General features: G+C 62.9%; 20 protein-coding genes. 11 read left to right on the forward strand and 9 right to left on the reverse strand.

Features of this window, described 5'->3' with window-relative positions; all coding sequences use genetic code 11:
• The first annotated feature begins 26 nt into the window (after window positions 1-26).
• The 5 genes from HWW83_RS12335 (at window position 27) to HWW83_RS12355 (ending at window position 4530) form a co-directional block, all read left to right on the forward strand.
• Window positions 27-224 carry a hypothetical protein gene (locus HWW83_RS12335; RefSeq protein ID WP_094142318.1) on the forward strand — a complete coding sequence of 66 codons (198 nt, stop codon included), beginning with the start codon at window positions 27-29 and terminating at the stop codon, window positions 222-224.
• Window positions 225-543: 319 nt separating this feature from the next.
• On the forward strand, window positions 544-1191 hold the full coding sequence (locus tag HWW83_RS12340; RefSeq protein ID WP_049294794.1) for a helix-turn-helix transcriptional regulator: 648 nt from the start codon (window positions 544-546) through the stop codon (window positions 1189-1191).
• 139 nt (window positions 1192-1330) lie between these two features.
• On the forward strand, window positions 1331-2518 hold the full coding sequence (locus HWW83_RS12345) for an MFS transporter (RefSeq protein ID WP_176589330.1): 1188 nt from the start codon (window positions 1331-1333) through the stop codon (window positions 2516-2518).
• Window positions 2515-3627, forward strand: coding sequence for a class II histone deacetylase (locus HWW83_RS12350; protein WP_167324818.1), 1113 nt, complete (start codon window positions 2515-2517; stop codon window positions 3625-3627). Before HWW83_RS12345 ends, HWW83_RS12350 begins: the two co-directional genes overlap by 4 nt.
• Window positions 3628-3723: 96 nt before the next feature.
• Window positions 3724-4530: an alpha/beta hydrolase gene (locus HWW83_RS12355; RefSeq protein ID WP_176589331.1), complete on the forward strand. Its 807-nt coding sequence runs from the start codon at window positions 3724-3726 to the stop codon at window positions 4528-4530.
• Window positions 4531-4569: 39 nt separating this feature from the next.
• On the opposite strand, the gene HWW83_RS12360 is transcribed toward HWW83_RS12355, so the two are convergent.
• From HWW83_RS12360 to HWW83_RS12370, 3 genes are all read right to left on the reverse strand, one after another.
• Complete coding sequence (locus HWW83_RS12360; protein ID WP_015376517.1) at window positions 4570-4935, reverse strand: cupin domain-containing protein; 366 nt, start codon at window positions 4933-4935, stop codon at window positions 4570-4572.
• Between the two features lie 18 nt (window positions 4936-4953).
• Window positions 4954-6255 (reverse strand): NAD(P)/FAD-dependent oxidoreductase, encoded by a 1302-nt coding sequence (locus tag HWW83_RS12365; protein WP_033636959.1) that lies wholly within the window; start codon window positions 6253-6255, stop codon window positions 4954-4956.
• 101 nt (window positions 6256-6356) lie between these two features.
• The gene (locus HWW83_RS12370) at window positions 6357-7115 is read right to left on the reverse strand and encodes a helix-turn-helix transcriptional regulator (protein ID WP_046898053.1); all 759 of its coding nucleotides are present in this window, start codon (window positions 7113-7115) and stop codon (window positions 6357-6359) included.
• Window positions 7116-7344: 229 nt separating this feature from the next.
• Here HWW83_RS12370 and HWW83_RS12375 point away from each other — a divergent pair, with 229 nt between their 5' ends.
• On the forward strand, window positions 7345-8472 hold the full coding sequence (locus HWW83_RS12375; RefSeq protein ID WP_176589332.1) for an iron-containing alcohol dehydrogenase: 1128 nt from the start codon (window positions 7345-7347) through the stop codon (window positions 8470-8472).
• A gap of 135 nt (window positions 8473-8607) precedes the next feature.
• Here the strand turns inward: HWW83_RS12375 and HWW83_RS12380 are convergent, their stop codons facing one another.
• Complete coding sequence (locus tag HWW83_RS12380) at window positions 8608-9537, reverse strand: LysR family transcriptional regulator (protein ID WP_033651382.1); 930 nt, start codon at window positions 9535-9537, stop codon at window positions 8608-8610.
• Window positions 9538-9672: 135 nt separating this feature from the next.
• Here HWW83_RS12380 and aptA point away from each other — a divergent pair, with 135 nt between their 5' ends.
• The 4 genes from aptA to HWW83_RS12400 all read left to right on the forward strand — a co-directional run bounded on the left by aptA (window position 9673) and on the right by HWW83_RS12400 (window position 15146).
• Window positions 9673-11013: an omega-aminotransferase AptA gene (aptA, locus tag HWW83_RS12385; RefSeq protein WP_033641748.1), complete on the forward strand. Its 1341-nt coding sequence runs from the start codon at window positions 9673-9675 to the stop codon at window positions 11011-11013.
• A 10-nt stretch (window positions 11014-11023) separates the two neighbouring features.
• The gene (locus HWW83_RS12390; RefSeq protein WP_042783620.1) at window positions 11024-12532 is read left to right on the forward strand and encodes a CoA-acylating methylmalonate-semialdehyde dehydrogenase; all 1509 of its coding nucleotides are present in this window, start codon (window positions 11024-11026) and stop codon (window positions 12530-12532) included.
• Window positions 12533-12657: 125 nt separating this feature from the next.
• Complete coding sequence (locus HWW83_RS12395; RefSeq protein ID WP_033641746.1) at window positions 12658-14034, forward strand: APC family permease; 1377 nt, start codon at window positions 12658-12660, stop codon at window positions 14032-14034.
• Window positions 14035-14036: 2 nt separating this feature from the next.
• Entirely contained in the window at window positions 14037-15146 is a 1110-nt protein-coding gene (locus tag HWW83_RS12400) for a DmpA family aminopeptidase (protein ID WP_176589333.1), read from the forward strand.
• Window positions 15147-15180: 34 nt separating this feature from the next.
• On the opposite strand, the gene HWW83_RS12405 is transcribed toward HWW83_RS12400, so the two are convergent.
• From HWW83_RS12405 to HWW83_RS12425, 5 genes are read right to left on the reverse strand one after another with little or no spacing between them, the layout of a single operon-like run.
• A complete protein-coding gene (locus HWW83_RS12405) occupies window positions 15181-16431 on the reverse strand; it encodes a phospholipase D-like domain-containing protein (protein ID WP_160203942.1) in 1251 nt (416 codons plus the stop codon).
• Window positions 16424-17074: a MotA/TolQ/ExbB proton channel family protein gene (locus HWW83_RS12410; protein WP_060659997.1), complete on the reverse strand. Its 651-nt coding sequence runs from the start codon at window positions 17072-17074 to the stop codon at window positions 16424-16426. The genes HWW83_RS12405 and HWW83_RS12410 overlap by 8 nt, the downstream gene beginning before the upstream one ends.
• A 46-nt stretch (window positions 17075-17120) precedes the next feature.
• The gene (locus HWW83_RS12415) at window positions 17121-19364 is read right to left on the reverse strand and encodes a TonB-dependent receptor family protein (protein ID WP_047572799.1); all 2244 of its coding nucleotides are present in this window, start codon (window positions 19362-19364) and stop codon (window positions 17121-17123) included.
• Between the two features lie 39 nt (window positions 19365-19403).
• On the reverse strand, window positions 19404-20150 hold the full coding sequence (locus HWW83_RS12420) for an energy transducer TonB (RefSeq protein ID WP_046688175.1): 747 nt from the start codon (window positions 20148-20150) through the stop codon (window positions 19404-19406).
• 1 nt (window position 20151) lies between these two features.
• Window positions 20152-20559, reverse strand: a complete 408-nt coding sequence (locus HWW83_RS12425; RefSeq protein ID WP_021504179.1) for an ExbD/TolR family protein — start codon at window positions 20557-20559, stop codon at window positions 20152-20154.
• A gap of 542 nt (window positions 20560-21101) precedes the next feature.
• Between HWW83_RS12425 and HWW83_RS12430 the strand changes: the two genes are divergently transcribed.
• Window positions 21102-21404: a DUF5862 family protein gene (locus tag HWW83_RS12430; protein ID WP_004933246.1), complete on the forward strand. Its 303-nt coding sequence runs from the start codon at window positions 21102-21104 to the stop codon at window positions 21402-21404.
• Window positions 21405-21457 lie beyond the last annotated feature (53 nt).

Genomic DNA, 21457 nt, shown 5'->3' on the forward strand with positions numbered 1-21457 from the left:
AATCTCACTATAGAGAGGAAAGGAAAATGCTGACTATCGTCCTTAAGGACGAGACGCTTTCAACCTGCGGCCGCGCTCACGGCGGCGCGCTCGCTCAGCATGAAGCGGATCGGCTCAGCCCAAGCAAGGTCATCATTTTTTCGTCTTATACGTTTGGCGCCGACTGGCGCTATCTTCAATGCGCAATACAGGAAGCGGCGGAAAAGCCTGGCTATCGTTCTTAAGAACGAGGGGCAGCGGCGGCTGTAGCACGCGCGCAGCGGCGAGGCCCTCCCCCGGGCAGGCGTTGAAAAGCGCTGTAAATTCAGCGGGAAAAGCGGTGAATTATTTCATTAACCTATTAATGAAAATCGCGATAAATCCGAACAAAAAAGCCCTGATTAACGCAGTGTCATCTTGTTATTTCTGTGTTTTATTGCAATCGGCCTCACGTTGTTAATATGTTTTTATTGTGTTGCCAAATTGCTACAACTATGCTTGTATCGTTCATATATTGACCGCCAACATTCTCCAGATTGAACGATAAAGGGAGGAACACGAATCATGCACAGCACAGCATCCGATGCCTTTATCAACAGTTGTTTGGCGACTATTACGCACCTGATCCCGGTGTCTGCCGGGGTGTTTTATCTGGTCGATCGCGACCTGCGGCCAGATCACTACATCCTGCACGGCATGCCCGATAAAACGCATCAGCAGTACCTGAACCACTTCCAACAGATAGACCCGCTGCAGCCGGCCAATTTCCATCGCCAGGACATCACCATGGTCGGCATGAGCCCGGCGGCGATCGCCGGCAACCGCCGCTATTACCACGACTTTATGCTGCCGAACGACATGCGCGACATGACGGAGATTTTCATTCGCCAACGCAAACGCATCGTCGCCGGGGTGTCGCTGATCCGCGATACGCCGTTTACCGAAGTGGAGCGCGGCCGCCTGCGCGCGGTGCTGCCGCTGATCGAGCTGGCGACGCGCGATCTGCTGCCCGACAGCGAGGCGCAGCTGTTGACCGCCAAAGAGCAAGAGATCGTCAACCTGGTGCGCGAAGGCGCCAGCAATAAGCGCATCGCTCTAAAGCTGGGCATTTCGCTGTCCACGGTGAAAACCCATATGCGCAATATTTTCGCCAAAACCGACGTGGTGAACCGCACCGAGCTGGTCGCCGGCGGCTTTCTCGCCCACGGTTAACGCCCGATAACGGCCGCCGCTGCCGACGGCCGGAAAATAACGCCAAAACGTATTCGCCATTTATGGCGCGGCCTCCCCCTGCCCGCAATCGGGCCGGGCGGGATATTTCATCGTCATTCAACGCTCGGGGAAAAGGTTTATGTCCAGTGATTCGGTTTCCGCGCCCGCCGTCGGCACGGCGCTCCCCTGCCCGCCGCGGCTGTTGACCGCCATTATCGTCTTCGCCGCCATCGCGCCGGGCATTCTGATGACCGCCCCCGCCGTGGCCGCCCAGCTCGCTACTCAGTGGCAGCTCGGCCCGGCGCAAATTGGCCACCTGTTCTCCACCGAACTCGGCGCCATGAGCCTGGCCACGCTGCCGGCGTGGTGGTGGATCGGGCGCATCAACTGGCGGCGGGTCGCTACGCTGTCGGCGCTGGTGTTTATCGCCGGCAACCTGGCTTCGGCGCTGGTGCAAGATTTTACCTTGCTGCTACCGCTGCGCTTCATCGCCTCGCTGGCGGGCGGCACCCTGATGATCCTGTGCATCACCTGCGCTGCCGGCACCGCCAATCCCAGCCGCGTCTATGCCTTCTGGGTGCTCGGCCAACTGGTGCTGGGCGCGGTCGGGCTGCTGGTGCTGCCACCGCTGTTCGCGCACTTTGGCCTGATGGCGGTCTACCTGATTTTGGCCGCCATCATGCTGTGCTGCCTGCCACTCATCCCGGCGTTTCCCAACGGTTTCACCGCCGCCCGCACCGCCCGCAGCGGCCCCGCCGCCTCGCTGGCGCGCAAGCTGTGCGCCGTGCTGGCGGTGCTGACCTTTTACATCAGCCTGAGCGCGGTCTGGACCTTTATCGGCGGCATCGCCGCAGGCGCCGGGCTGTCGCCGGCCCACAGCGGCCAGGTGTTGGCCGTCGCCACCTTGCTCGGCATCGTCGGCGCGGGCGCCGCGGCGCTGATCGGCGCGCGCTTCGGCGGCGGACGCCTGATCGTACTGGGGTACGCCCTGCTGCTGGCCAGCGTGGCGCTGTTGGCAGGCCAACCCTTGCTGCTGCGCTTCGCCCTGGCCGCCCTGCTGTTCAAATTCACCTGGACCTTCGTGCTGCCATTCATTCTGGCGCGTGTCGCCGGACTGGATAACGACGGCAAGCTGATGAACGGCATCAACCTGGTGATCGGCGGCGGCATGGCCATCGGCCCGACGCTGGCCGGCTCTCTGATCGAATCTTCCGGCGGTTTCAACGCCTTGCTGTTCGGCGCGCTGGGCTGCGCGCTGCTGTCGCTGCTGTTGATTTCGCTGGCTTCACCGCGCGCACCGCGCCGTATAACAGGAGGAGAAAGGTGAAAAGAACAACCGGTTTCTTGTTTGATGAACGCTGTTTCTGGCACAGCACCGGCCTGCACGCCACCACCCTGCCGGTCGGCGGCTGGGTACAACCGCCCTCGGGCGCCGGCCACGCCGAATCGCCGGAAACCAAACGGCGTATGAAGAACCTGATGGACGTATCCGGCCTGTCGCGCCAGCTCACCCTGCTGAGCGCCGAACCGGCGACGGAAGAAGACCTGCTGCGCATCCACCCCGCCCACTACCTGCAGCGCTTCAAACAGGTGAGCGACAGCGGCGGCGGCCTGCTGGGAGAGGAAGCGCCGCTGGGGCCGGGCAGCTATGAAATCGCCAAACTCTCCGCCGGGCTGGCCTGTGCGGCGGTAGAGGCGGTGCTGCAGGGCGAACTGGATAATGCCTATGCGCTGTCGCGCCCGCCGGGCCACCACTGCCTGCCGGATCAATCGATGGGCTTCTGCTTCCTGGCCAATATTCCCATTGCCATCGAGCGCGCCAAGGCCCGCTACGGCCTCGGCAAAGTAGCGGTGCTCGACTGGGACGTGCACCACGGCAACGGCACCCAGCACATCTATTGGCAGCGCGGCGACGTGCTGACGCTGTCGCTGCATCAGGACGGTTGCTTCCCGGCGGGCTATTCCGGCGAGCAGGATCGCGGCGAGGGCGCCGGGGCGGGCTGCAACGTTAACGTGCCGATGCTGGCCGGCGCCGGCGACGACGGCTACCTGCACGCCATGCGGCGCATCATCATCCCGGCGCTGGAAAAATTCGAGCCGGAGCTGATCATCGTCGCCTGCGGTTACGACGCCAACGCGCTCGATCCGTTGGCGCGCATGCAGCTGCACAGCGACAGCTTCCGTGCCATGACCGCGCTGGTGCAGGACGCCGCCGACCGGCTGTGCGGCGGCAAACTGGTGATGGTGCATGAAGGCGGCTACGCCGAATCCTACGTGCCGTTCTGCGGGTTGGCGGTGATGGAACAGCTAAGCGGCGTGCGCACTGAAGTGCAGGATCCGCTGCTGGCGTTCATCCAGCAACAGCAGCCGCGCGACGCCTTCAACCGCTTCCAGCGCGAAGCGCTCGACGCGTTGGCGCGCCAGTTCGGCCTGTAATCCCCCCCTTTGTGGGCGCCGCACCCGGCGCCCCTGACAACCTCGCCGCCAGCCGCTACGCTGAAGGGCAACCCTACCCACCATGAGAACAATAACATGTCCGAACAAACCGTCAGCTTTATCAAAGGCCGTCACGGCGACATCGCCGTGCACGACTGGGGCAACGACAAGCCGCGCTATCTGGCGCTGCTGGTGCACGGCTACGGCGAGCACCTCGGCCGCTATCAATACGTGGCGCGTACGCTGCAGGCGCAGGGGGCGCGGGTGTTCGGCCCCGACCACCTCGGCCACGGCCTGTCGCAGGGCGAGCGCGTGCTGATCGAGGATTATGACGCCGTGGTCGACGACGTGCAGCGCGTGGTCAGCCATTTCCGGCAGCAATATCCCACCTTGCCGCTGGTGGTGATCGGCCACTCGATGGGCGGCATGATCGCCACCCGCTACGTGCAGCGCTATGGCGAGGAGGTACGCGCATTAGTGCTGTCCGGCCCGCTGCTCGGCGACAGAACGGCGATTTCCGATCTGGCTGAACTGCCGACGATCCCCGACGCGCCGCTGGATACCGCCACCCTGGCGCGCGATCCTGCGGTTGGCGCGGCCTATCAGGAAGATCCGCTGGTGTGGCACGGGCCGTTCAAGCGTCCCACCCTGCGCGCCATGCAGCGGATCCTCGCCGCCATCAACGCCGGGCCGGGCTTCGGCGCGCTGCCCACGCTATGGATCCACGGCGACGACGATCGGCTGGTGCTGATGAGCGAAACGCAAACCGCGCTCGATCGTCTGCAGGGCGACGATTTCGAGAGGATGATCAATGCGGGCGGGCGGCACGAGAGCTTTAACGAAACCAATAAGGATCAGATCCTCAAGCGGGTGACCGATTTTATTGCGCGGGCGTTAGGCTAAAGCGCTCCCCCTCAGCAGGCTGAGGGGGGCATGACGGCGTCAGCCTTCGACGATGGCGAGGTAGTGTTTGACGAAGCGATCCGAGGTGATGTCCCAGCGCACCGGGGTGCCCTTCTCGACGAACCAGGAATCGCCGGCCTGATACTGCACCGATTCGCCGGTGCGTTCGTTGGTCAGGGTCGCGCTGCCTTCCCACACTGTGGCGTGCTCGGCGAACGGATACTCCATCACGAAGCTGCCGCGGGTGCAGCTGAACACGCCGCAGTTCAGGTTGTCGGTCGGTTCGCCGAAGATGCTGGCCACGCCGACGTTTGGCGTGCCGGCGATCACCGTGGCGCCCAGGTTGCTGACGCTGCCGATCTCCAGCAGTTCCGGCAGCGGTTGTTTAAGCAGTAACGGTTTCATGTGATTCTCCTCTGAGGGTTAACGGCGGCCTTTCCAGTAGCCGGATGTCTGGTGCCAAACCTTACCGGCGGTGGTCATCACCCGCCGCAGCTTGTCCTTGCCGAAGATGTTGACGTGCGGGATCGAGCTCATCAGATCGTAGCGATCGGATCCTTCGCTCATGCCCTCTGCCAGCACCTTGCACACGATGTGGCTCGGCGTCACACCGAAGCCGGAGTAGCCCTGCACGTAAAACACGTTGTCGCGATCCGGCAGCGTGCCGATCTGCGGGAACAGGTTGGCGCTGCAGCACAGCGGGCCACCCCAGGCCAGATCGATCTTCACGTCTTTCAGGTACGGGAACACCTTCAGCATCAGGTTACGGTTCCAGGCCTTGAGATCCGACGGGAAGTATTCGATCAGGCGGGTGGCGCTGCCGAACAGCAGCCGGTTCTCGTTGGTCACCCGGTAATAGTCGATCACCGGGCGGATGTCGCTGTAGGCGCCGCGGATCGGGCTGATCTGACGGATCAGATCGTCAGACAGCGGCTCGGTGGCCAGCTGGAAGGCGTAGGTATTGATGGTCTTGCGGTAGATCTGCGGCTCCATGCCGTTGAGGAAGCCGTTGCAGGCCCACAGCATCTTGTTAGCGCGCACCGAGCCCATGGCGGTGCGCACCGTGATGCGCGGGCCATACTCCACGTTGAGCACGCTGCTGTTCTCGAAAATTTTCACCCCGTAGCCGCTCAGCGCCTTGGCCTCGCCCAGCAACAGGTTGAGCGAATGCACGTGGCCGCCACCCATGTGTTTCAGCGCGCAGGTGTAGGCATCGGAGCCCACCACCTGCTTCACCTCCGCCCCGGTGTAGAGTTCAATCTCCTCCTGCGGCGCTACCGCCTTGAACTCCTTCAGCCAGCCGCGCAGGGTCTTCTCCTGGCGCGCGTTGCTGCCGAGATAGCCGTAGCCGAAGCAGAAGTCGGCGTCGATGTCATATTTCTTGATGCGCTCGCGGATAATGCCGGCGCCGAGGTTGCTGATTTTGAAGATGGTTTCCAGCCCGGCCGGGCCGACGTGGCGCTTGATCTTCTCCAGATCGTGGCCGATGCCGGCCATCACCTGGCCGCCGTTGCGCCCGGTGCCGCCGTAGCCCAGATAGCGGCCTTCGAGAATGGCGATGTTGGTGATGCCCTTCTCCGCCAGCTCCAGCGCGGTGTTGATGCCGGAGAAGCCGCCGCCGATGATCACCACGTCAACGTCCAGATCCTCTTCCAGCGTCGGGAAGCGCAGATCGTATTTTTTGGTCGCCGCGTAGTAGGTTAAGGACTCGATTTCGTTGTTCACTGCCGCACTCCCGATTGCCTATGCCATGACATCGGATTATCGGGAGCGGTGGGATCGTCCGCTATGTCCCCTTAGGGACATTCGCTACAAAAAATTAACATTCACGCGCTGCGCCGCTGCGGGGCGGCCAGCAGCAGGCTGAACAGTTCGGCCTGCGAACCGATGTTCAGCTTGCCGTAGATGTTCTTGCGGTGGTTTTTTACCGTGCCGAGGCTGATGAACAGCCGGTCGGCAATCTGCTGCGAACCGCAGCCGGCGAGGATCAGATCGACAATCTCGCGCTCGCGCGGCGTCAGCAGATAGCGCGCCTGGGCGCCGTCATCGTTCACCGTCGCAGCCTCGGCCGGCGCCGCCACCACTTCGCCGTGCAACCGCGCCACGCTTTTCACCAGCGTCAACGCGCTGCGCAGATCCGCCCGCTGCGGGTAGCGCACCGCCACCGTGCGGCGCGCCGAACCGAAAAAGACGCCCAGCCCGCGCTCCGGCGTCAGCTGCAGCAGCACGCCGGCCTCGTCGTGCCAGCCGGTCTTGCGATAAAAATTACGGTAATAGTCGCTGTGATAAAACCCGCAGGGCGCCAGCTGGCGCAGCGTGAGCACCTCGCCTTCGCCGCCGTCGTTCAGCGCGCGGTAAAACGGATCCTGCAGGTAGGCGCCCTGCTGGTAGAGCTGATTGACCGCGTCGCTGTTTTCGCGCTCGGTTTTAATCAGGCAGCGCGGCGGCCGGCCGCGTTCGAAGGCATAGACGATGGCGTTGTCGAAGGCGAAAAACCCTTCCAGCCAGTTCAACAGGCTGGGATAAAAGCGTGGGCTGGCCACCGCATCGATCACCGCAGACAAGCGTTCAACCTGAATTTCCATACCCGCCTCGCCATTATTAACACATTAACAATCTACCGATTTCGGATGGGGTTGGCCGCACGACGGCCGGTACTGTTAAAAAAAGCATCCGCAGCGCCGAAATGCAAGAGCGCGATCGTTTACATGTTAAACAACTCACAGGTTGCCGCGGCGGGGAAAGCGGTGGCCGCTCCGCGCCCGCTGGCTTATGCTGTGGCATCGCGACCTGCAACGCCGTCAAGGAGACCTCATGTCCGTCAGCCACATCATCGCCAACCGCCAGACTTGGTTCGGCCACGGCAGCATCCAGCAGCTGCCGCCGCTGCTGCTTGCCGACCCGCAGCCGACGCTGCTGTTCAGCTGCCGCTCTTTTCTCAACGGCCCGGTGTACGCCGGCCTGCGCGAAGCGCTGGCGCCGCTGCTCATCGGCACCGAAATCGTCAGCCACGAGGCGTCGCCGCAGGAAATCGACGCCTGGGTGGCGCGCTGGCGCGGCCAGGCGCGGCGCGTGGTGGCCATCGGCGGCGGCAGCGTGCTGGACGCCGCCAAAGCGTTCTCCGCGCTGGTTGAGCACCCGCTGCCAACGCTGCGCTATATGGAAAAGGTGGGCGACAGCAAAATCAGCGGCGCCACCCTGCCGCTGATAGCCATTCCCACCACCGCCGGCACCGGCAGCGAGGTGACCCAGAACGCGGTGATCACCGATACCCAGGTCAGCAAGGTGAAAGCCTCGCTGCGCCATAACAACTTCGTGCCGCACACCGCCATTCTCGATCCGCAGCTGCTGGCGGGCGCCCCGGACAAGGTGCTGGCCTACTGCGCTATCGACGCCTTCACCCACCTGTTCGAGGCCTATCTGTCGAAAACCGCCGGCGCCATGACGCGCGACATGTCGCTGAGCGGCATCCGCCACTTCCTCGCCGCCTGGCCGGCGCTCAACCGCAGCGACGCGGCGCGCGAAGCCATTATGCAGGCTTCCTACCTCGGCGGGCTGACGCTGAGCGCCGCCGGGCTGGGGGTCATTCACGGCATCGCCGGCGAGATCGGCGCGTTGCGCGACTACCACCACGGGCAGGTCTGCGGTCGCCTGCTGTTGCCGTTCCTCGCCCTGTTGGAAACCAGCGAACAGCCGCAGCAGCGCGCGCTGATGGCCGAGCTGGCCGCCAGACTGTACCCGCACTGGCAGGGCAGCCCGGAGAGCTACCTGAGCGATTTCATCACCCGCCACGCCATCGCGCCGTTCTGGCAGGACGATTTGCCGATTTCCGGCCAGGAGCTGGCGGTGGCGCTGGAGAAATCCAACAGCAAGAATTCCTGGATCGACTATGCGCCGGCGCAGCGGCAACGGATGATCGAAGAGGCGTTTCGCGTCGAATGATTATATAATCAGATCAACGCACTAGCAGGAGTTAAGGAAATGGGCATCATCGGCTGGATCTTCGCCGGCATCGCGGTCGGCATCCTGGTCGGCGCGCTGATCAGAATCTTCGGCAAGAAGAAAGAGCAGTAAGCGTCACGCTGTTCCGTGGGCCGCCAGCAGGCACTCATGGAACAGCTTCACCACCCGTTGCGGCACCGGCGAGCGGCGCAGCACGCTGGAGTACTCGCAGTGATAGCGGAACAGCGCCGGTTTGATCGCCCGCATCAGGTTCTGCGCCACAAAAAACGCCGCGTAGTGATCCGGCAAAAAGCCGACGTATTTGCCGGACAGGATCAGCGTGGCGATCGACTCTTGCGCGAACCCCGTCGCCTTGCGATGCAAATGTTGCTGCAGGCTCAGTTCCATATTCGGCGAATGGTAGCCCAATCCGGCGAAAGCATAATTGTGCAGCAGATCCCAATTTAATGTTTCATGGCGGGCGGAAAATAATTCATGCTGCGCGCCGCAATATAAGAACATCCTCTCACTGAATAACGAATGATAAGATAAACTTTCCGCGCTGCGGTGCATGGGAATAACGCCAACCTGAAATTGCCCGTCAATAACGCCACGTTCAATGGTATTAATCGGCTCCACGTACATTTGCAAAGAAACCTCCGGCGCGCGCTCGCTGAATAACGCGATGGCCCGGCCGATCTGCGCCTGCGGATTGCTGACCGTATGGTCGAATATCGCCACGTGCAGCTGCCCGCCCATGCGCTGGTGCACCTCGTCCACCCCGCGCCGGAACGCCTCGGTGGCCGCCAGCAGGTTGACGGTTTCCTGGTAGATAATCAGCCCCTCGTCGGTGACCGCAAAGCCCTCGCGCCCGCGCTGGCACAGCGTCAGGCCCAGCCGCTGCTCCAGATCCTTGATGTGCTTGCTGATGGTCGACAGGCTGATATTCAGCTCCAGTTCGGCGGCGCTCATGCCGCCGCAGTCGACCACGGCCTTGAATACCCGCAGCAAACGCAGATCCATATCCGACAATTGTCCCAGCAACGCGCGCTTTTTTACTTGCATAAAACCTTAAGTAAGTTTCGACATATGATTATTCACAGTAGAGAACAAGCGGTACATAGTCAATTTCGTACAACAATTCGTTAACAACTCATTTTATTTAATTAATCGCACTTATTTTCCTGCCCGGAGGAAAACATGGCCGCTGAAAATTATTCGCTTAATCGTCTCGATGCCGAAGGGTTAGAAGCCCATTGGATGCCTTTTACCGGCAACCGCAATTTTAAAGCGCAGCCGCGCATCATTACTCAGGCCGCAGGGGCGTATTACACCAGCCACGACGGCAGAAAGATTTTCGACGGCCTGTCCGGATTGTGGTGCTGCGGATTGGGGCACGGCCGGCAGGAAATCACCGACGCCGCCCAGCGCCAGTTGGCGACGCTGGATTACTCGCCGGCATTTCAGTTCGGCCACCCGCTGTCGTTCGAGTTGGCCAACAAAATCAAGGCGCTGACGCCGGCGGGGCTGGATTACGTGTTCTTCACCGGCTCCGGCTCGGAAGCGGCGGACACCTCGCTGAAAATGGCGCGCGCTTACTGGCGCGCCAAAGGCCAGGCGGGCAAAACCTGCTTTATCGGCCGGGAAAAGGGCTACCACGGCGTTAACTTCGGCGGCATCTCGGTCGGCGGCATCGCCGGCAACCGCAAGGCGTTCGGCGCCGGCGCCGAGGCGGACCATCTGCCGCACACCCTGCTGGCCGGCAACGCCTTTTCGCGCGGCATGCCGCAACAGGGGGCGGAGCTGGCGGAAGAGCTCAACCGCATCATCGCGCTGCGCGACGCCTCGACGATCGCCGCGGTGATCGTCGAACCGTTCTCCGGCTCCGCCGGGGTGATCGTGCCGCCGGTCGGCTATCTGCAGCGCCTGCGCGAGATCTGTACCCAGCATGACATTCTGCTGATCTTCGACGAAGTGATCACCGCCTTCGGCCGCTGCGGCGCGATGACCGGCGCCGAGGCGTTCGGCGTTACGCCGGACATCATGAACATCGCCAAACAGGTGACCAACGGCGCGCAACCGATGGGCGCGGTGGTGGTGCGGCCGGAGATCTACCAAACCTTCATGAACGGCGGCGAGCCGGACTACCAGCTCGAATTCCCGCACGGTTACACCTACTCCGCCCATCCGGTCAGCTGCGCGGTGGCGCTGGCGACGCTGGACATCCTGCAGCGCGAACAGATGGTGGAGCGCGTGCAGGCGCTGGCGCCCTATTTCGAGCGCGCGGTGCACAGCCTGCAAGGAGCCAAACACGTCGCCGACATTCGCAACATCGGCCTGGCGGCCGGCATCACGCTGGCGGCGCGGCCCGGCGAACCGGCGCGGCGGCCCTTCGAAGCGGCGATGCGCTGCTGGGAAAGCGGGTTTTACGTGCGCTACGGCGGCGACACCCTGCAACTGGCGCCGCCGTTCATCAGCAGCGAAGCGCAGATCGATGCGCTGATCAACGCCGTCGGCGATGCCCTCAACGCCACCGAATAAGGAGCGAACCATGACCATTACCCATTGGATCAACGGCGAACCCGCCGCCGGCGGCGAACGCAGCCAGCCGGTTTACGACCCGGCCACCGGCCAATCGGCGCAGGAGGTGCTGCTGGCCGATCGCGCCACGGTGGAGCGCGCCATCGCCGCCGCCGAGCAGGCTTATCCCGCCTGGCGCGACACGCCGCCGCTGAAGCGCGCGCGCATCATGATGAAGCTCAAGGATCTGCTGGAGCAGCACGCCGACGCCATCTGCCAATTGATCACCGCCGAGCACGGCAAAGTGCTCAGCGACGCCCTGGGCGAACTGCAACGCGGCATCGAGAATATCGAATACGCCGGCTATGTGCCGGAACTGCTGAAAGGCGAACACAGCAAAGAGGCGGGCCCGGGCATCGACAGCTGGAGCGAGTTTCAACCGCTCGGGGTGGTAGCGGGCATCACCCCGTTCAACTTCCCGGCGATGGTGCCGCTGTGGATGTGGCCGATGGCGGTCGCCTGCGGCAATACCTTCGTGCTGAAGCCTTCCGAGCGCGTCCCTTCCGCCGCGCTGTATATCGCGCGGCTGGCGGCGGAGGCCGGGCTGCCGCCGGGGGTGCTCAACGTGGTCAACGGCGATCGCGAAGCGGTGGAGACGCTGCTGCATGACGGACGCGTGAAGGCGATAAGCTTCGTCGGTTCGACGCCGGTCGCAGAACACATCTATCACACCGGTTGCGGCCAGAACAAACGGGTGCAGGCGCTGGGCGGCGCCAAAAACCACGCGGTGGTGCTGCCGGACGCCGATATCCCCGGCGCGGTCGGCGCGCTGATGGGCGCGGCGTTCGGCTCCTGCGGCCAGCGCTGCATGGCCATCCCGCTGGTGGTCGCGGTGGGCGACGGCACCGCCGACGCGCTGATCGCCGGGCTGCGGCAACAGATGGCCGCCATGCGCGTCGGCCCCGGCAGCGACAACCGCAACGACATGGGGCCGCTGGTGACTCAACAGCATTATCAGAAGGTGAAAGGCTATATCGATCAGGGCGTGGCCGAAGGCGCCGAGCTGCTGGTGGACGGCCGCGAACTGCGCGTGACGGACGCCGACGGCCGCCCCAGCCAGGGGTATTTCCTCGGCCCGACGCTGTTCGACCGCGTGACGCCCGGCATGCGCATCTATCAGGAGGAGATCTTCGGCCCGGTGCTCGGCGTGGTGCGCGCGGCGTCGCTGCAGGAGGCGATGGCCTTGATCGACGCCCATGAATACGGCAACGGCACCTGCCTGTTCACCCGCGACGGCGAAGCGGCGCGCCACTTCTCCAGCCGCATTCAGGTCGGCATGGTGGGGATCAACGTGGCGCTGCCGGTGCCGGTGGCCTACCACTCGTTCGGCGGCTGGAAGCGCTCGCTGTTCGGCGATCTGCACGCCTACGGCCCGGACGCGGTCAGGTTCTACACCAAACGCAAGACCATTACCCAGCGCTGGCCGGCCTCCGGCGATGCCCGCCGCGCCAGCTTCAGCTTCCCGTCGGGGCAGGGGTAACACATAAGAACAATAAACTTCCGGGGAGCAACGCTCCCCGGCATTTAGCGCGCTCCATTTGATTTCTGCGTACAGCCTGTGCAGCAAAACAATTACTCACTCACACGTTAATGGAGTCGTTAACCATGAAAGAGTCCGCCCCTGAACACACTTTCAAAGGCAATCTCAGCGTCCTCGACGTGGTGATGATTACCGCTTCCGGCGTGACGCCGGCCAGCTCGATCTTCGTCATCGCGCCGCTGGCGATCGCCAGCGCCGGCAGCGGCGCCTTTCTGTCGTTTCTGATCGCCGCCTGCGTCGCCGCCACCATCGCGCTGTGCTATGCCGAGCTCGGCGCCGCGCACCCCAGCGCCGGCGGCGAATACAGCATCATCAAACGCCTGTTCGGCACCCTGTGCGGGTTGCAGACCTATCTGTTTATTCTCAGCGCCGCGCTGTTCGTGCCGGCGGTGCTGGCCACCGGCGCCGTGCCCTATCTGAATACCGCGTTGGGCACCTCATTCGACGCCTCCACCGCCGGCATGATCACCGTGCTGATCGGCGGCGCCTGCGCCATTTTCAACATCAAGGCCAACGCCCTGCTGACCGGCGCCTTTCTGGTGGTGGAAGTGGCGGTACTGGCGCTGATCGCCTGGCTCGGTTTCAGCCATCCGCATCAAAGCGCGGAGATCCTCACCGCGCCGGTGATGCTGGACGCGCAGGGCAGCCTGGCGCCGGTTTCGCTGCCGCTGATCGTCGCCATGGTCGGGGTCGCGCTGTTCTCCTACAACGGCTACGGCGCGGCGGTGTACATGGCGGAAGATATGCGCGAGCAGGGCAAACCGATGGCGGTCGCGATCATGCTGACGCTGGTCATCGTGGTGCTGGTGGAACTGGTGCCGTTCACCGCCCTGCTGATCGGCTCGCCGTCGCTGGCAGAGATGGCCAAACAGGCCGATCCGGTCGGGTATGTGGTCACCCAGCTCGGCGGCCCGACGCTGGCGCGGGTGGTAAGCGGCGCGATCTATCTGTCGGTATTCAACGCCATCATCGCCATCGTGGCGCAGTTCAGCCGCATGATGTTCGCCAGCGGGCGCGACGGCTTCTGGCTGCCGACGTTCAACCGCGCGCTGAAAATCATCCACCCGCGCTTCGGCACCCCCTGGATCGCCACCCTGCTGTTCGGCGTCCCCTCGGCGCTGCTGGCGTTTTGCTCCGACCTCGAATCGCTGACCTCATTCACCGTGATCCTGCTGCTGCTGGTGTACATCATCATGGCGGTGGCGGCGCTGATCAGCCGCCGTCGCCGCCACTTCCATCACCCGTACCTGATGCCGCTGTGGCCGCTGCCGGTGGCGGCGGCGCTGCTGTGCTGCCTGTACGTGCTGTGGACGATTTTGATCGCCAGCAGCCTGAAAGACTTTATTATCATTGCCGGCATCATCGGCTTCGGGCTGGCGCTGAACCACTTGCGCGGCCGCCAGACGGCGCCCCTCGCCACCCCCTCAATAGAAGGAGAATAACCATGACGCAGCGCGCTCAGGATCTGGGCATCACCATCGGTCAGGGCACGCCCGGCCCGCTGAACGCCATCACCGACGTGCCCGGCGTGCGCGTCGGCTATGCCAGCCTTCATGCCGATTTGGCGGACGGGCGCAGCGTGCGCACCGGCGTGACGGTAATCGAACCGCGCCCCGGCTCCGCTCGCCACGCGCCCTGCTTCGCCGGCGTGCACGTGCTGAACGGCAACGGCGACGCCACCGGCCTGGAATGGGTGCGAGAAGCGGGCCTGTTGACCAGCCCGATCGCCTTCACCAACACCCACAGCGTGGGGGTAGTGCGCGATGCGCTGATCGCGCTGGAGCGTGAAACGCTGCCCGCGAGCGACAACGCGGTGTACTGGAATATGCCGGTGGTGATGGAAACCTTCGATGGCCTGCTCAACGACATCAACGGCTTTCACGTCAAGGCCGAGCACGTGCGCCAGGCGCAGCAGGCGGCCAGAGGCGGCTTGCCGCAGGAAGGCGCGGTCGGCGGCGGCAGCGGCATGATCTGTCATGAATTCAAGGGCGGCAGCGGCACCGCATCGCGCCGCTTGCCCGCCGATCAAGGCGGCTGGACGGTGGGCGCCATCGTGCAGGCCAACCACGGCAAGCGCGAGTCGCTGCTGGTCGGCGGTTACCCGGTGGGCCGCCACCTGGGGCATATCCCCTCGCCGTTCACGCCGCAGTTGCCGCATCCCGGCATGGGCTCCATCGTGGTGGCGCTGGCGACCGACGCGCCGCTGCTGCCGCACCAGTGCGCACGGCTGGCGCAGCGCGCCAGCATCGGCATCGCCCGCACCGGCGGCGGCACCGAGGATTCGAGCGGCGATATCTTTATCGCCTTCGCCACCGGCAACGACGGCCTGCCGCCCGCTGACTACGCCAATAAAGGCGATTTCACCACGCCGCTGCGCATGGTGAACAACGACTACATTTCGGCGCTGTTCGCCGCGGCGGCGGAAGCGGTGGAAGAGGCGATCGTCAATGCGTTGCTGGCGGCCAATACCGTCAGCGGCAACGGCCATCGGGCGGAAGGGTTGAGCGCCGAACAGCTGGTGACGGCGCTGGAGAAGGCCGGCTGGCGGCGGTAAACAACGCGGGGCGCGGGTTAACGCGCCCTGACCGTCAGGATTCGCCGCCCGGTTTGGGCGTCGGGTAATCGTAATCCAGCTTCAACGGCTCGGCGTAGACGCTGTCCCACAGCTGTTGGTACAGCCTGTCCAACCGCCCGCTCATCGCCGTGCTGTGCAGCACCAGCTCCAGATTGCGCGAGTTGTCCAGATAGCCGCCGGTCCAGTTGCTGGTGCCCACCCAGGCAATCTCATCGTCGATGGTCATCAGCTTGCTGTGAATCACGCGGGCAAACGGGATGAAGCCGCTGCTGGCCGGCGGAATGGTCACCACCTTGATCTGCACGTTCGGCACCAGCGCCAGGCTCTTCAGCCAGGCGATATCCGGCTTTTTGGTGTTCCAGTTGGCCACCATCAGCTCGATCTGCACCCCGCGCGCCGCCGCGCTGCGCAGCGCGTTGTCGATCACCGCGTAGAAGGGGCGGCTGCGCTCCGGGCCAAACGACAGCGGCGCGTAGTCCATCACCTGCACCCGCACCCGCCGTTTGGCGTCGGCCAGCAGACGCGGCAGCTCGGCCTGCGAATCGAGCACGCCCGCCGGGTTGTAGGCGCGCGGGCTGGCCACCAGATAGTTGCCCTGCGGCTGCGCCGTCGGCGGCGAATCGGGCAGCGCCGGCACCGGCTTATCCTGCGCCAGCAGCGCCTGCGCCCGCCAATCCTGTTCGAAGATCGCCTGGATCTGCCCCACCACCCTGGCGTCGCTGATGCGCAGCCCGGTTTCGTGAATGTGTTCCAGCGCGCGCCAGTCGAAGTTCTGGCTGCCGACGAACGCCTGCTCGCCGTCCACCAGCAGATACTTGGCATGCAGAATGCCGCCGCTCAGCTTCTGGTATGGGATGATGCGCAGCTCCAGATTGGGGATCGCCTTCAGCTGTTCCAGCGTTTCGGCGGTGGAGAGGCGAATGCCCTTCTCTTCCAGCAAAAAGCGGATTTTCACCCCGCGTTCGCCGGCCGCCTTCAGGTGCTGCAGCACGCCGTCCAGCAGCGAACCGTCCTGATTCGCCACGTAGAACTGCCCCAGATCGATGCGGGTTTTCGCCGCGTCGAACATCTCGCGCCATACCTCGGCGGTGTTGCGCAGGTCGTCGGCCTGCAGCGCGGTTTCCACCGGCGCGGTGTACACCAGCTCGTAACCGGGAATAGCAAAACGCGCCGCAGCGCTCTGGCTCAACATCAACAAACAACCGCTCCACAATGCCGTATAAAGGCGGCATCTCGGCCGCCGTACTGGATGGCCATTAGGCATAGCGCGGCGCTCCGCTGTCAACCCATTGTTCGCCGCTGCCGCTTTCCGGACGGCTGGCCGGTTGACCGGCGCGGATCAGCAGCACCTTCAGCAGTTCGTTGATGCGCTCCATACGGCTCTGCAGGAAATTGTTGGCCACCAGGCACAGCAGCGCGATGGCGATGCCCAGCCCGGTGGCGTACAGCGCGGTGCCCATGCCGGCCGACACCAGACTCGGCTCGGACACCCCCGAGGCGGCCAGCGCCTTGAAGGTTTCGATGATCCCCATCACCGTGCCCAGCAGCCCCAGCAACGGCGCGGCGGTGACCACGGTTTCCAGCAGCCACAGGCCGCGCGCCATCGGCGGCTTGCTCAGCAGATACTGGGCGTCGATCAGATCGCCGATCGCCTCACGGTCGCCGGCGCGGTGTTTCTGCGCCAGCACCGGCGCGATCACGGCCATCGGCAGGCTGTTACGCTGGGTCAGCACGTCCGGCAGATCGGCGGCGCGGCGCACCTCCGGCGTCAGCGCCTGCTCCAGCCGGCGCGCCTGGCGTTGGGTGTAGGCGAAGTACAGCGTGCGTTCGATGATGATCACCAGCGCGATCGCCAGCGCGGCGTACATCACGTAGAAAATAATGTCGTGCAACAGATTGGCGTCCATACAGGGCTCCTCTTCCCCGCAGCCGGGCAGACGGCGGGGCATTCAGTTAAAAGGTGGCTTCCAGCGAGACGCTGAAGGTGCGTTCTTCGCCGACGTTGTAATACGGGGTGCTGGCCTTCACGCCGCCGTAGGGCGCCGCGTTGAAGGTGGTGGTGCGCACCGAGGTCAGGTATTCCTTGTCAAACAGGTTGCTGATGCCAAAACGCAGCGCGGCGCTTTTGACGATTTTCTTGTCCACCGGCAGATGCACCCCCGCCGCCAGATCGAACACCGTGCGCCCGCCGATCTTCTCGTCGTTGGTCAGATCGCCATAGAACGCGCTGACGTACTTGCCGCTGACGCTGCCGTAGTACAGGCCGTCGTCATAACCCAGCGTCATGTTCAGCAGGTTTTTCGGCACGTTCGGCACCTCTTTGCCGGAGGTCGGCAGCGGCAACCCGCCGTTGCTGACGATGTCGCTCTTCTGCTTCGATTGGGTATAGGTATAGGAGGTGTAGTAGTTGAAGTTATGCGGCAGTTGGCCGCTCCACTCCAGCTCCAGCCCTTTGTTCTCCACGTTGCCGATGTTCATCATCTCGTAGTCGCCGGCCGCGTTGGTGGTGGAGATCTGGCGATCGCTGTAGCGCATGTAGAACAGCGTGGCGCTCAGCAGCATGTCTTCCTGTTGGAAGCGCCAGCCCAGCTCGTGGTTCCAGCTCAGCTCCGGCTTGGTGCTGAGCGAATCGCCGACGTTGTACAGCACATAGTTCGGCGGCGTGCGCATGTTGCGCGTCAGGTTGTAGAACACCTGGTTTTCCTGGTTCACCTTATAGCTGGCGCTGAAGTTCGGCAGGAATTCATGATAGGTGGCTTTGCGTTTCTCCGGCGCGTTGTACAGGCTGCCGCGATTGTCCCCTTTACGTTCCACGTACTGATAGGCCAGGCCGCCGACGAAAGTCCAGTCCGGCGTGGCGAACCAGGTATCCTGCAGCCACACCTTCTGCGCCGGGGTGATGGTGTACTGGTTGCGCCCCTGAACGGTGTTGCCGTTGGCATCCTTCACCTGATCGGAACCGCCCGGCGGCCCCCAAATCTGCGACGGGTTGCCGTCGCCCTTGATGCTGATGAACGGCTGGGTCTGCAGCTGGCGCGCGCGCTCATACCAGTAACCGATATCCAGACTGTGCTGATCGTTGATGTCCCACTTCAGCTTGGTGGTGATGCCCGGCCGCCAGGTCTGCGTCCACGACGGGCGGTAGTAGGTGTTGGATTTCAGGTTGCTGAGATCGTACTGCCCTGCCCTGTCCGACGTGCTGGACAATACCGACGCGGTTTGGCCGTTGAAGCTGCCGCCGTTGCCCCAGTAGTAATACGGTTGCAGGGTCAGCGCCAGGTTGTCGCGCAGCTGCAGCTTCTGGGTGAACGACAGCGTGAAGTTCTCGAACGGGTTGCGCTCGAGCTTGTAATACTTGTTCAACTGTCCGCGGCTGTTGTACTCCGGCGTGGTGGCATAGTCGGTGTCGCGGCCGTCGTTTTGGAACTGCGCCTTGCTCAGGGTGTTGTAGTTGGTGTTGTTCTGGCGGTTGTACTTCATCACCAGATTGCTGCTGTTGCCGTTGCCGTCTTCGTACAGCGAGTTCATCTCGAACTTGTCGGAGTACAGCCGCCCCTCGCCGCGCCACTTCTTCGCCTCGGTGTGCGAATAGGAGAGCCAGTTGCTGAAGCCGTTGTACTCGCCGGTGTCCAGGCGGGCGAAGGTTTTGCTCAGGCTGTTGCTGCCCAGCGTTTGCTTGACGAAACCGCCGAAGTCTTTCGCCGGGCGGCGCGTTACCAGGCCGATGTTGCCGCCGCTGGAGCCGATATGCGGGCCGTCCGCTTCGGAAGAGCCCTGGGTGACGAACACCTCTTCCAGGTTCTCCGCATCGCCCAGCAGGTTCGGGTATACCGCGTAGTTGCCGGAGTCGTTGATCGGGATGCCGTCCATCGACAGGCCGATCTGATCCGAGTTCATGCCGCGCATGGTGTAGTCCACGCCGCTCAGGCCGCTGGCGTCATTGCTGTTGACGTTGAGGCCCGGCGTGAACTTCAGCTTGTCGATGGCGTTGGCCGCCGACGGCATTTTATCCATCGCCTCTTTGGTGACGGTGGAGCGCGCTTTGGCGCTGTCGTCCTGCACCATCATGCCGCCGCCGAGCGACTGCCCCTTGACGCTGATGGTGCCGACGTCGGTGCCGTCGGCCGCCAGCGCGGCGCCCGGCAGCATCGCCGACATCACCGCCAGATAGATCCCAGAACGATTGAACGATTTCATGGTGTGCATCCCTTAAAAATCAAACGATTAACCCTTGCGCTAAGGCGCCTGATAATTGAACGTCGCGGTAAATCTTTTGGTTGTTTGCCCGGCGAACGCGTCGCTCGGGAATGGCTTCACTGAACTGATGCTTTGCAGGCTGCTCATCGCCGCGCGATTCAGCAGCATGCTGGCGGCTTTGTTGGCGATGCCGGAAGAGACCACCCGCCCGCTGCGATCGACCTCCAGCCACACCTCGACGTTGCCCTGCGGGCGCTCGAGGGAGGCCTGACGGCCGGTCGGGTAGCGCTTGCGCTGTTCCAGTTCGCGGCGCAAGGCCAGCAGATAGCCGTTTTCAATCGCCTGCGCATTCACCTTCGGCGCCGCCGGGGCGGCCGGTGCGGGTTGCGCCGCCGGTTTACTGACCGGCGCGCGCGGCGCGGCGGGCGCCGGCGTCGGTTTAGGCTTTTCCACCGGTTTGGCTTTCTCTTTCACCGGCTTGGGTTTGGGCTTCGGTTGCGGTTTCGGCACCGGCTTGGCTTCCACGATCGGTTCCGGCGCCGGCACCACCGGTTCGGGGATCGGCTCCGGCTCGGGCGGCGGCGGTTCGGGCTGGGGGTCCGGCGGCGTTTGCGGTTGAGGTTCAGGCGCCGGTTCAGGCTCCACCAGCGCCAGTTCGATGGCGGTTTCGTCGTAGCGCGGCTGGATCTTCAGCGCCGCCTGCTGGCTGGCGAACAACAGGCAGCCGGCGACAATCAGCGCCGGCAACCAGCTGAAAAGATGACGTGAGCGATAGAGCAGATACATGTCACAGCTTCCGTGTCGCGATGGAGACGGAGAAGAAACCGCCCTGGCGCAGGTTATCCATGACCGCCACCAGCCGCTCGACCGCCACGCCTTTGTCGCTGTTGACGATGATGGTGGTGGTCTGGTTGGCCTGCTGCTGTTGCTTGAGCGTCGTGACCAACGCGTCAAGCGCGATCGGCTGGCCATCCAGCTGCAGCTGTTCGTCGGCCCCCAGCGTGATAATCGCTTTCTTCTGCGGTTTCAGCTGTTGCGCGCTGCCGGCGGACGGCAGCTGCGTTTTCAACCCGAGCGCCGGAATGACGTTCAGGCTGATCAAGACGAAAAACACCAATAAAAACATCATCACGTCGATCATCGGGATCAGTTCGATGTGCGCTTTGTTCTTTTTCGGTTCGTTCCAGTTACGCATGACACTCCCTCACAAAAGCGAAGCAGCCAATATAGGAGGGGTTTGTTTACCTTTTGTTACGCTTGTGTGATCTTATTTTCACAGTGCGGATTTTTTGCGAGAATTTTTTCAATGGCAGGCGATAACGAAGAAGATATAACTTATTAATTAGCTATAGTTTTTAATGGAATAATCACAGGACGGACGCACTCGCCTAACGGGTAGCAGAGCCTGAAATGTGAAAATAGTGACAGCCGCACCGGGCCCAGGGCAACGACGAGAAGAAATCGCCTCAGCCCGTCCGCAATAAGGGCATTATGATGCTTTCCACCGCTGCCTCCAGTGATATCGCCTTTTTTAGCCAAGAAGATTCTCAATTCCCGTCATAAAAATATCGACAGAAAATAAATACTCGCATATATAACCAAACAATATTCCACGTTGGATATATTATTGCCAACGGCTTATCAGCTGTTATATTTTTAAATTGAAATAGCGCGTCAGCGTTATTTTCGGTATTAATTAAACTCACTAAGTCACCCTTTTATTTATAAGGATTGTATATGAAAGTACTTAGTCAATATGAAGAGCAGTACGTTAGCGGTGGCGATCTGAACGCGGCCTGGGATGGGTTGCTGGACGGCGCTATGACCGGCGCGCTGATTGCAGGCAAATCCGCAGGGGCCGGCGGCTTTATTGCCGGCGCCGTCGGCCAACTGGTCGGTACCATTATCGGCGGCGTCGCAGGCGGCGTGGGGCTGGGGCTGTATGGCCTGACGCATACGCAGCAGGAAGTGGCGGACTACGCAAAACATTTCCGCGAAACTATCGGCTCCACCTCGACCTCGGTCGGCGGCAGCCTATAAGCACGAATAGATAGTCACCCTCGCGGTGGCTATTTATTTTATTGCCAACCTCA

This window comes from Serratia ureilytica (assembly GCF_013375155.1).
Lineage (GTDB): Bacteria > Pseudomonadota > Gammaproteobacteria > Enterobacterales > Enterobacteriaceae > Serratia > Serratia ureilytica.

Bases quoted from the DNA above. Each gene is read 5' to 3' on its own strand.
- HWW83_RS12335 (WP_094142318.1), top strand. From the start codon at position 27: ATGCTGACTATCGTCCTTAAGGACGAGACGCTTTCAACCTGCGGCCGC.
- HWW83_RS12340 (WP_049294794.1), top strand. From the start codon at position 544: ATGCACAGCACAGCATCCGATGCCTTTATCAACAGTTGTTTGGCGACT.
- HWW83_RS12345 (WP_176589330.1), top strand. From the start codon at position 1,331: ATGTCCAGTGATTCGGTTTCCGCGCCCGCCGTCGGCACGGCGCTCCCC.
- HWW83_RS12355 (WP_176589331.1), top strand. From the start codon at position 3,724: ATGTCCGAACAAACCGTCAGCTTTATCAAAGGCCGTCACGGCGACATC.
- HWW83_RS12360 (WP_015376517.1), bottom strand. From the start codon at position 4,935: ATGAAACCGTTACTGCTTAAACAACCGCTGCCGGAACTGCTGGAGATC.
- HWW83_RS12370 (WP_046898053.1), bottom strand. From the start codon at position 7,115: ATGGAAATTCAGGTTGAACGCTTGTCTGCGGTGATCGATGCGGTGGCC.
- HWW83_RS12375 (WP_176589332.1), top strand. From the start codon at position 7,345: ATGTCCGTCAGCCACATCATCGCCAACCGCCAGACTTGGTTCGGCCAC.
- HWW83_RS12380 (WP_033651382.1), bottom strand. From the start codon at position 9,537: ATGCAAGTAAAAAAGCGCGCGTTGCTGGGACAATTGTCGGATATGGAT.
- aptA (WP_033641748.1), top strand. From the start codon at position 9,673: ATGGCCGCTGAAAATTATTCGCTTAATCGTCTCGATGCCGAAGGGTTA.
- HWW83_RS12390 (WP_042783620.1), top strand. From the start codon at position 11,024: ATGACCATTACCCATTGGATCAACGGCGAACCCGCCGCCGGCGGCGAA.
- HWW83_RS12395 (WP_033641746.1), top strand. From the start codon at position 12,658: ATGAAAGAGTCCGCCCCTGAACACACTTTCAAAGGCAATCTCAGCGTC.
- HWW83_RS12400 (WP_176589333.1), top strand. From the start codon at position 14,037: ATGACGCAGCGCGCTCAGGATCTGGGCATCACCATCGGTCAGGGCACG.
- HWW83_RS12405 (WP_160203942.1), bottom strand. From the start codon at position 16,431: ATGCCTAATGGCCATCCAGTACGGCGGCCGAGATGCCGCCTTTATACG.
- HWW83_RS12410 (WP_060659997.1), bottom strand. From the start codon at position 17,074: ATGGACGCCAATCTGTTGCACGACATTATTTTCTACGTGATGTACGCC.
- HWW83_RS12415 (WP_047572799.1), bottom strand. From the start codon at position 19,364: ATGAAATCGTTCAATCGTTCTGGGATCTATCTGGCGGTGATGTCGGCG.
- HWW83_RS12420 (WP_046688175.1), bottom strand. From the start codon at position 20,150: ATGTATCTGCTCTATCGCTCACGTCATCTTTTCAGCTGGTTGCCGGCG.
- HWW83_RS12425 (WP_021504179.1), bottom strand. From the start codon at position 20,559: ATGCGTAACTGGAACGAACCGAAAAAGAACAAAGCGCACATCGAACTG.
- HWW83_RS12430 (WP_004933246.1), top strand. From the start codon at position 21,102: ATGAAAGTACTTAGTCAATATGAAGAGCAGTACGTTAGCGGTGGCGAT.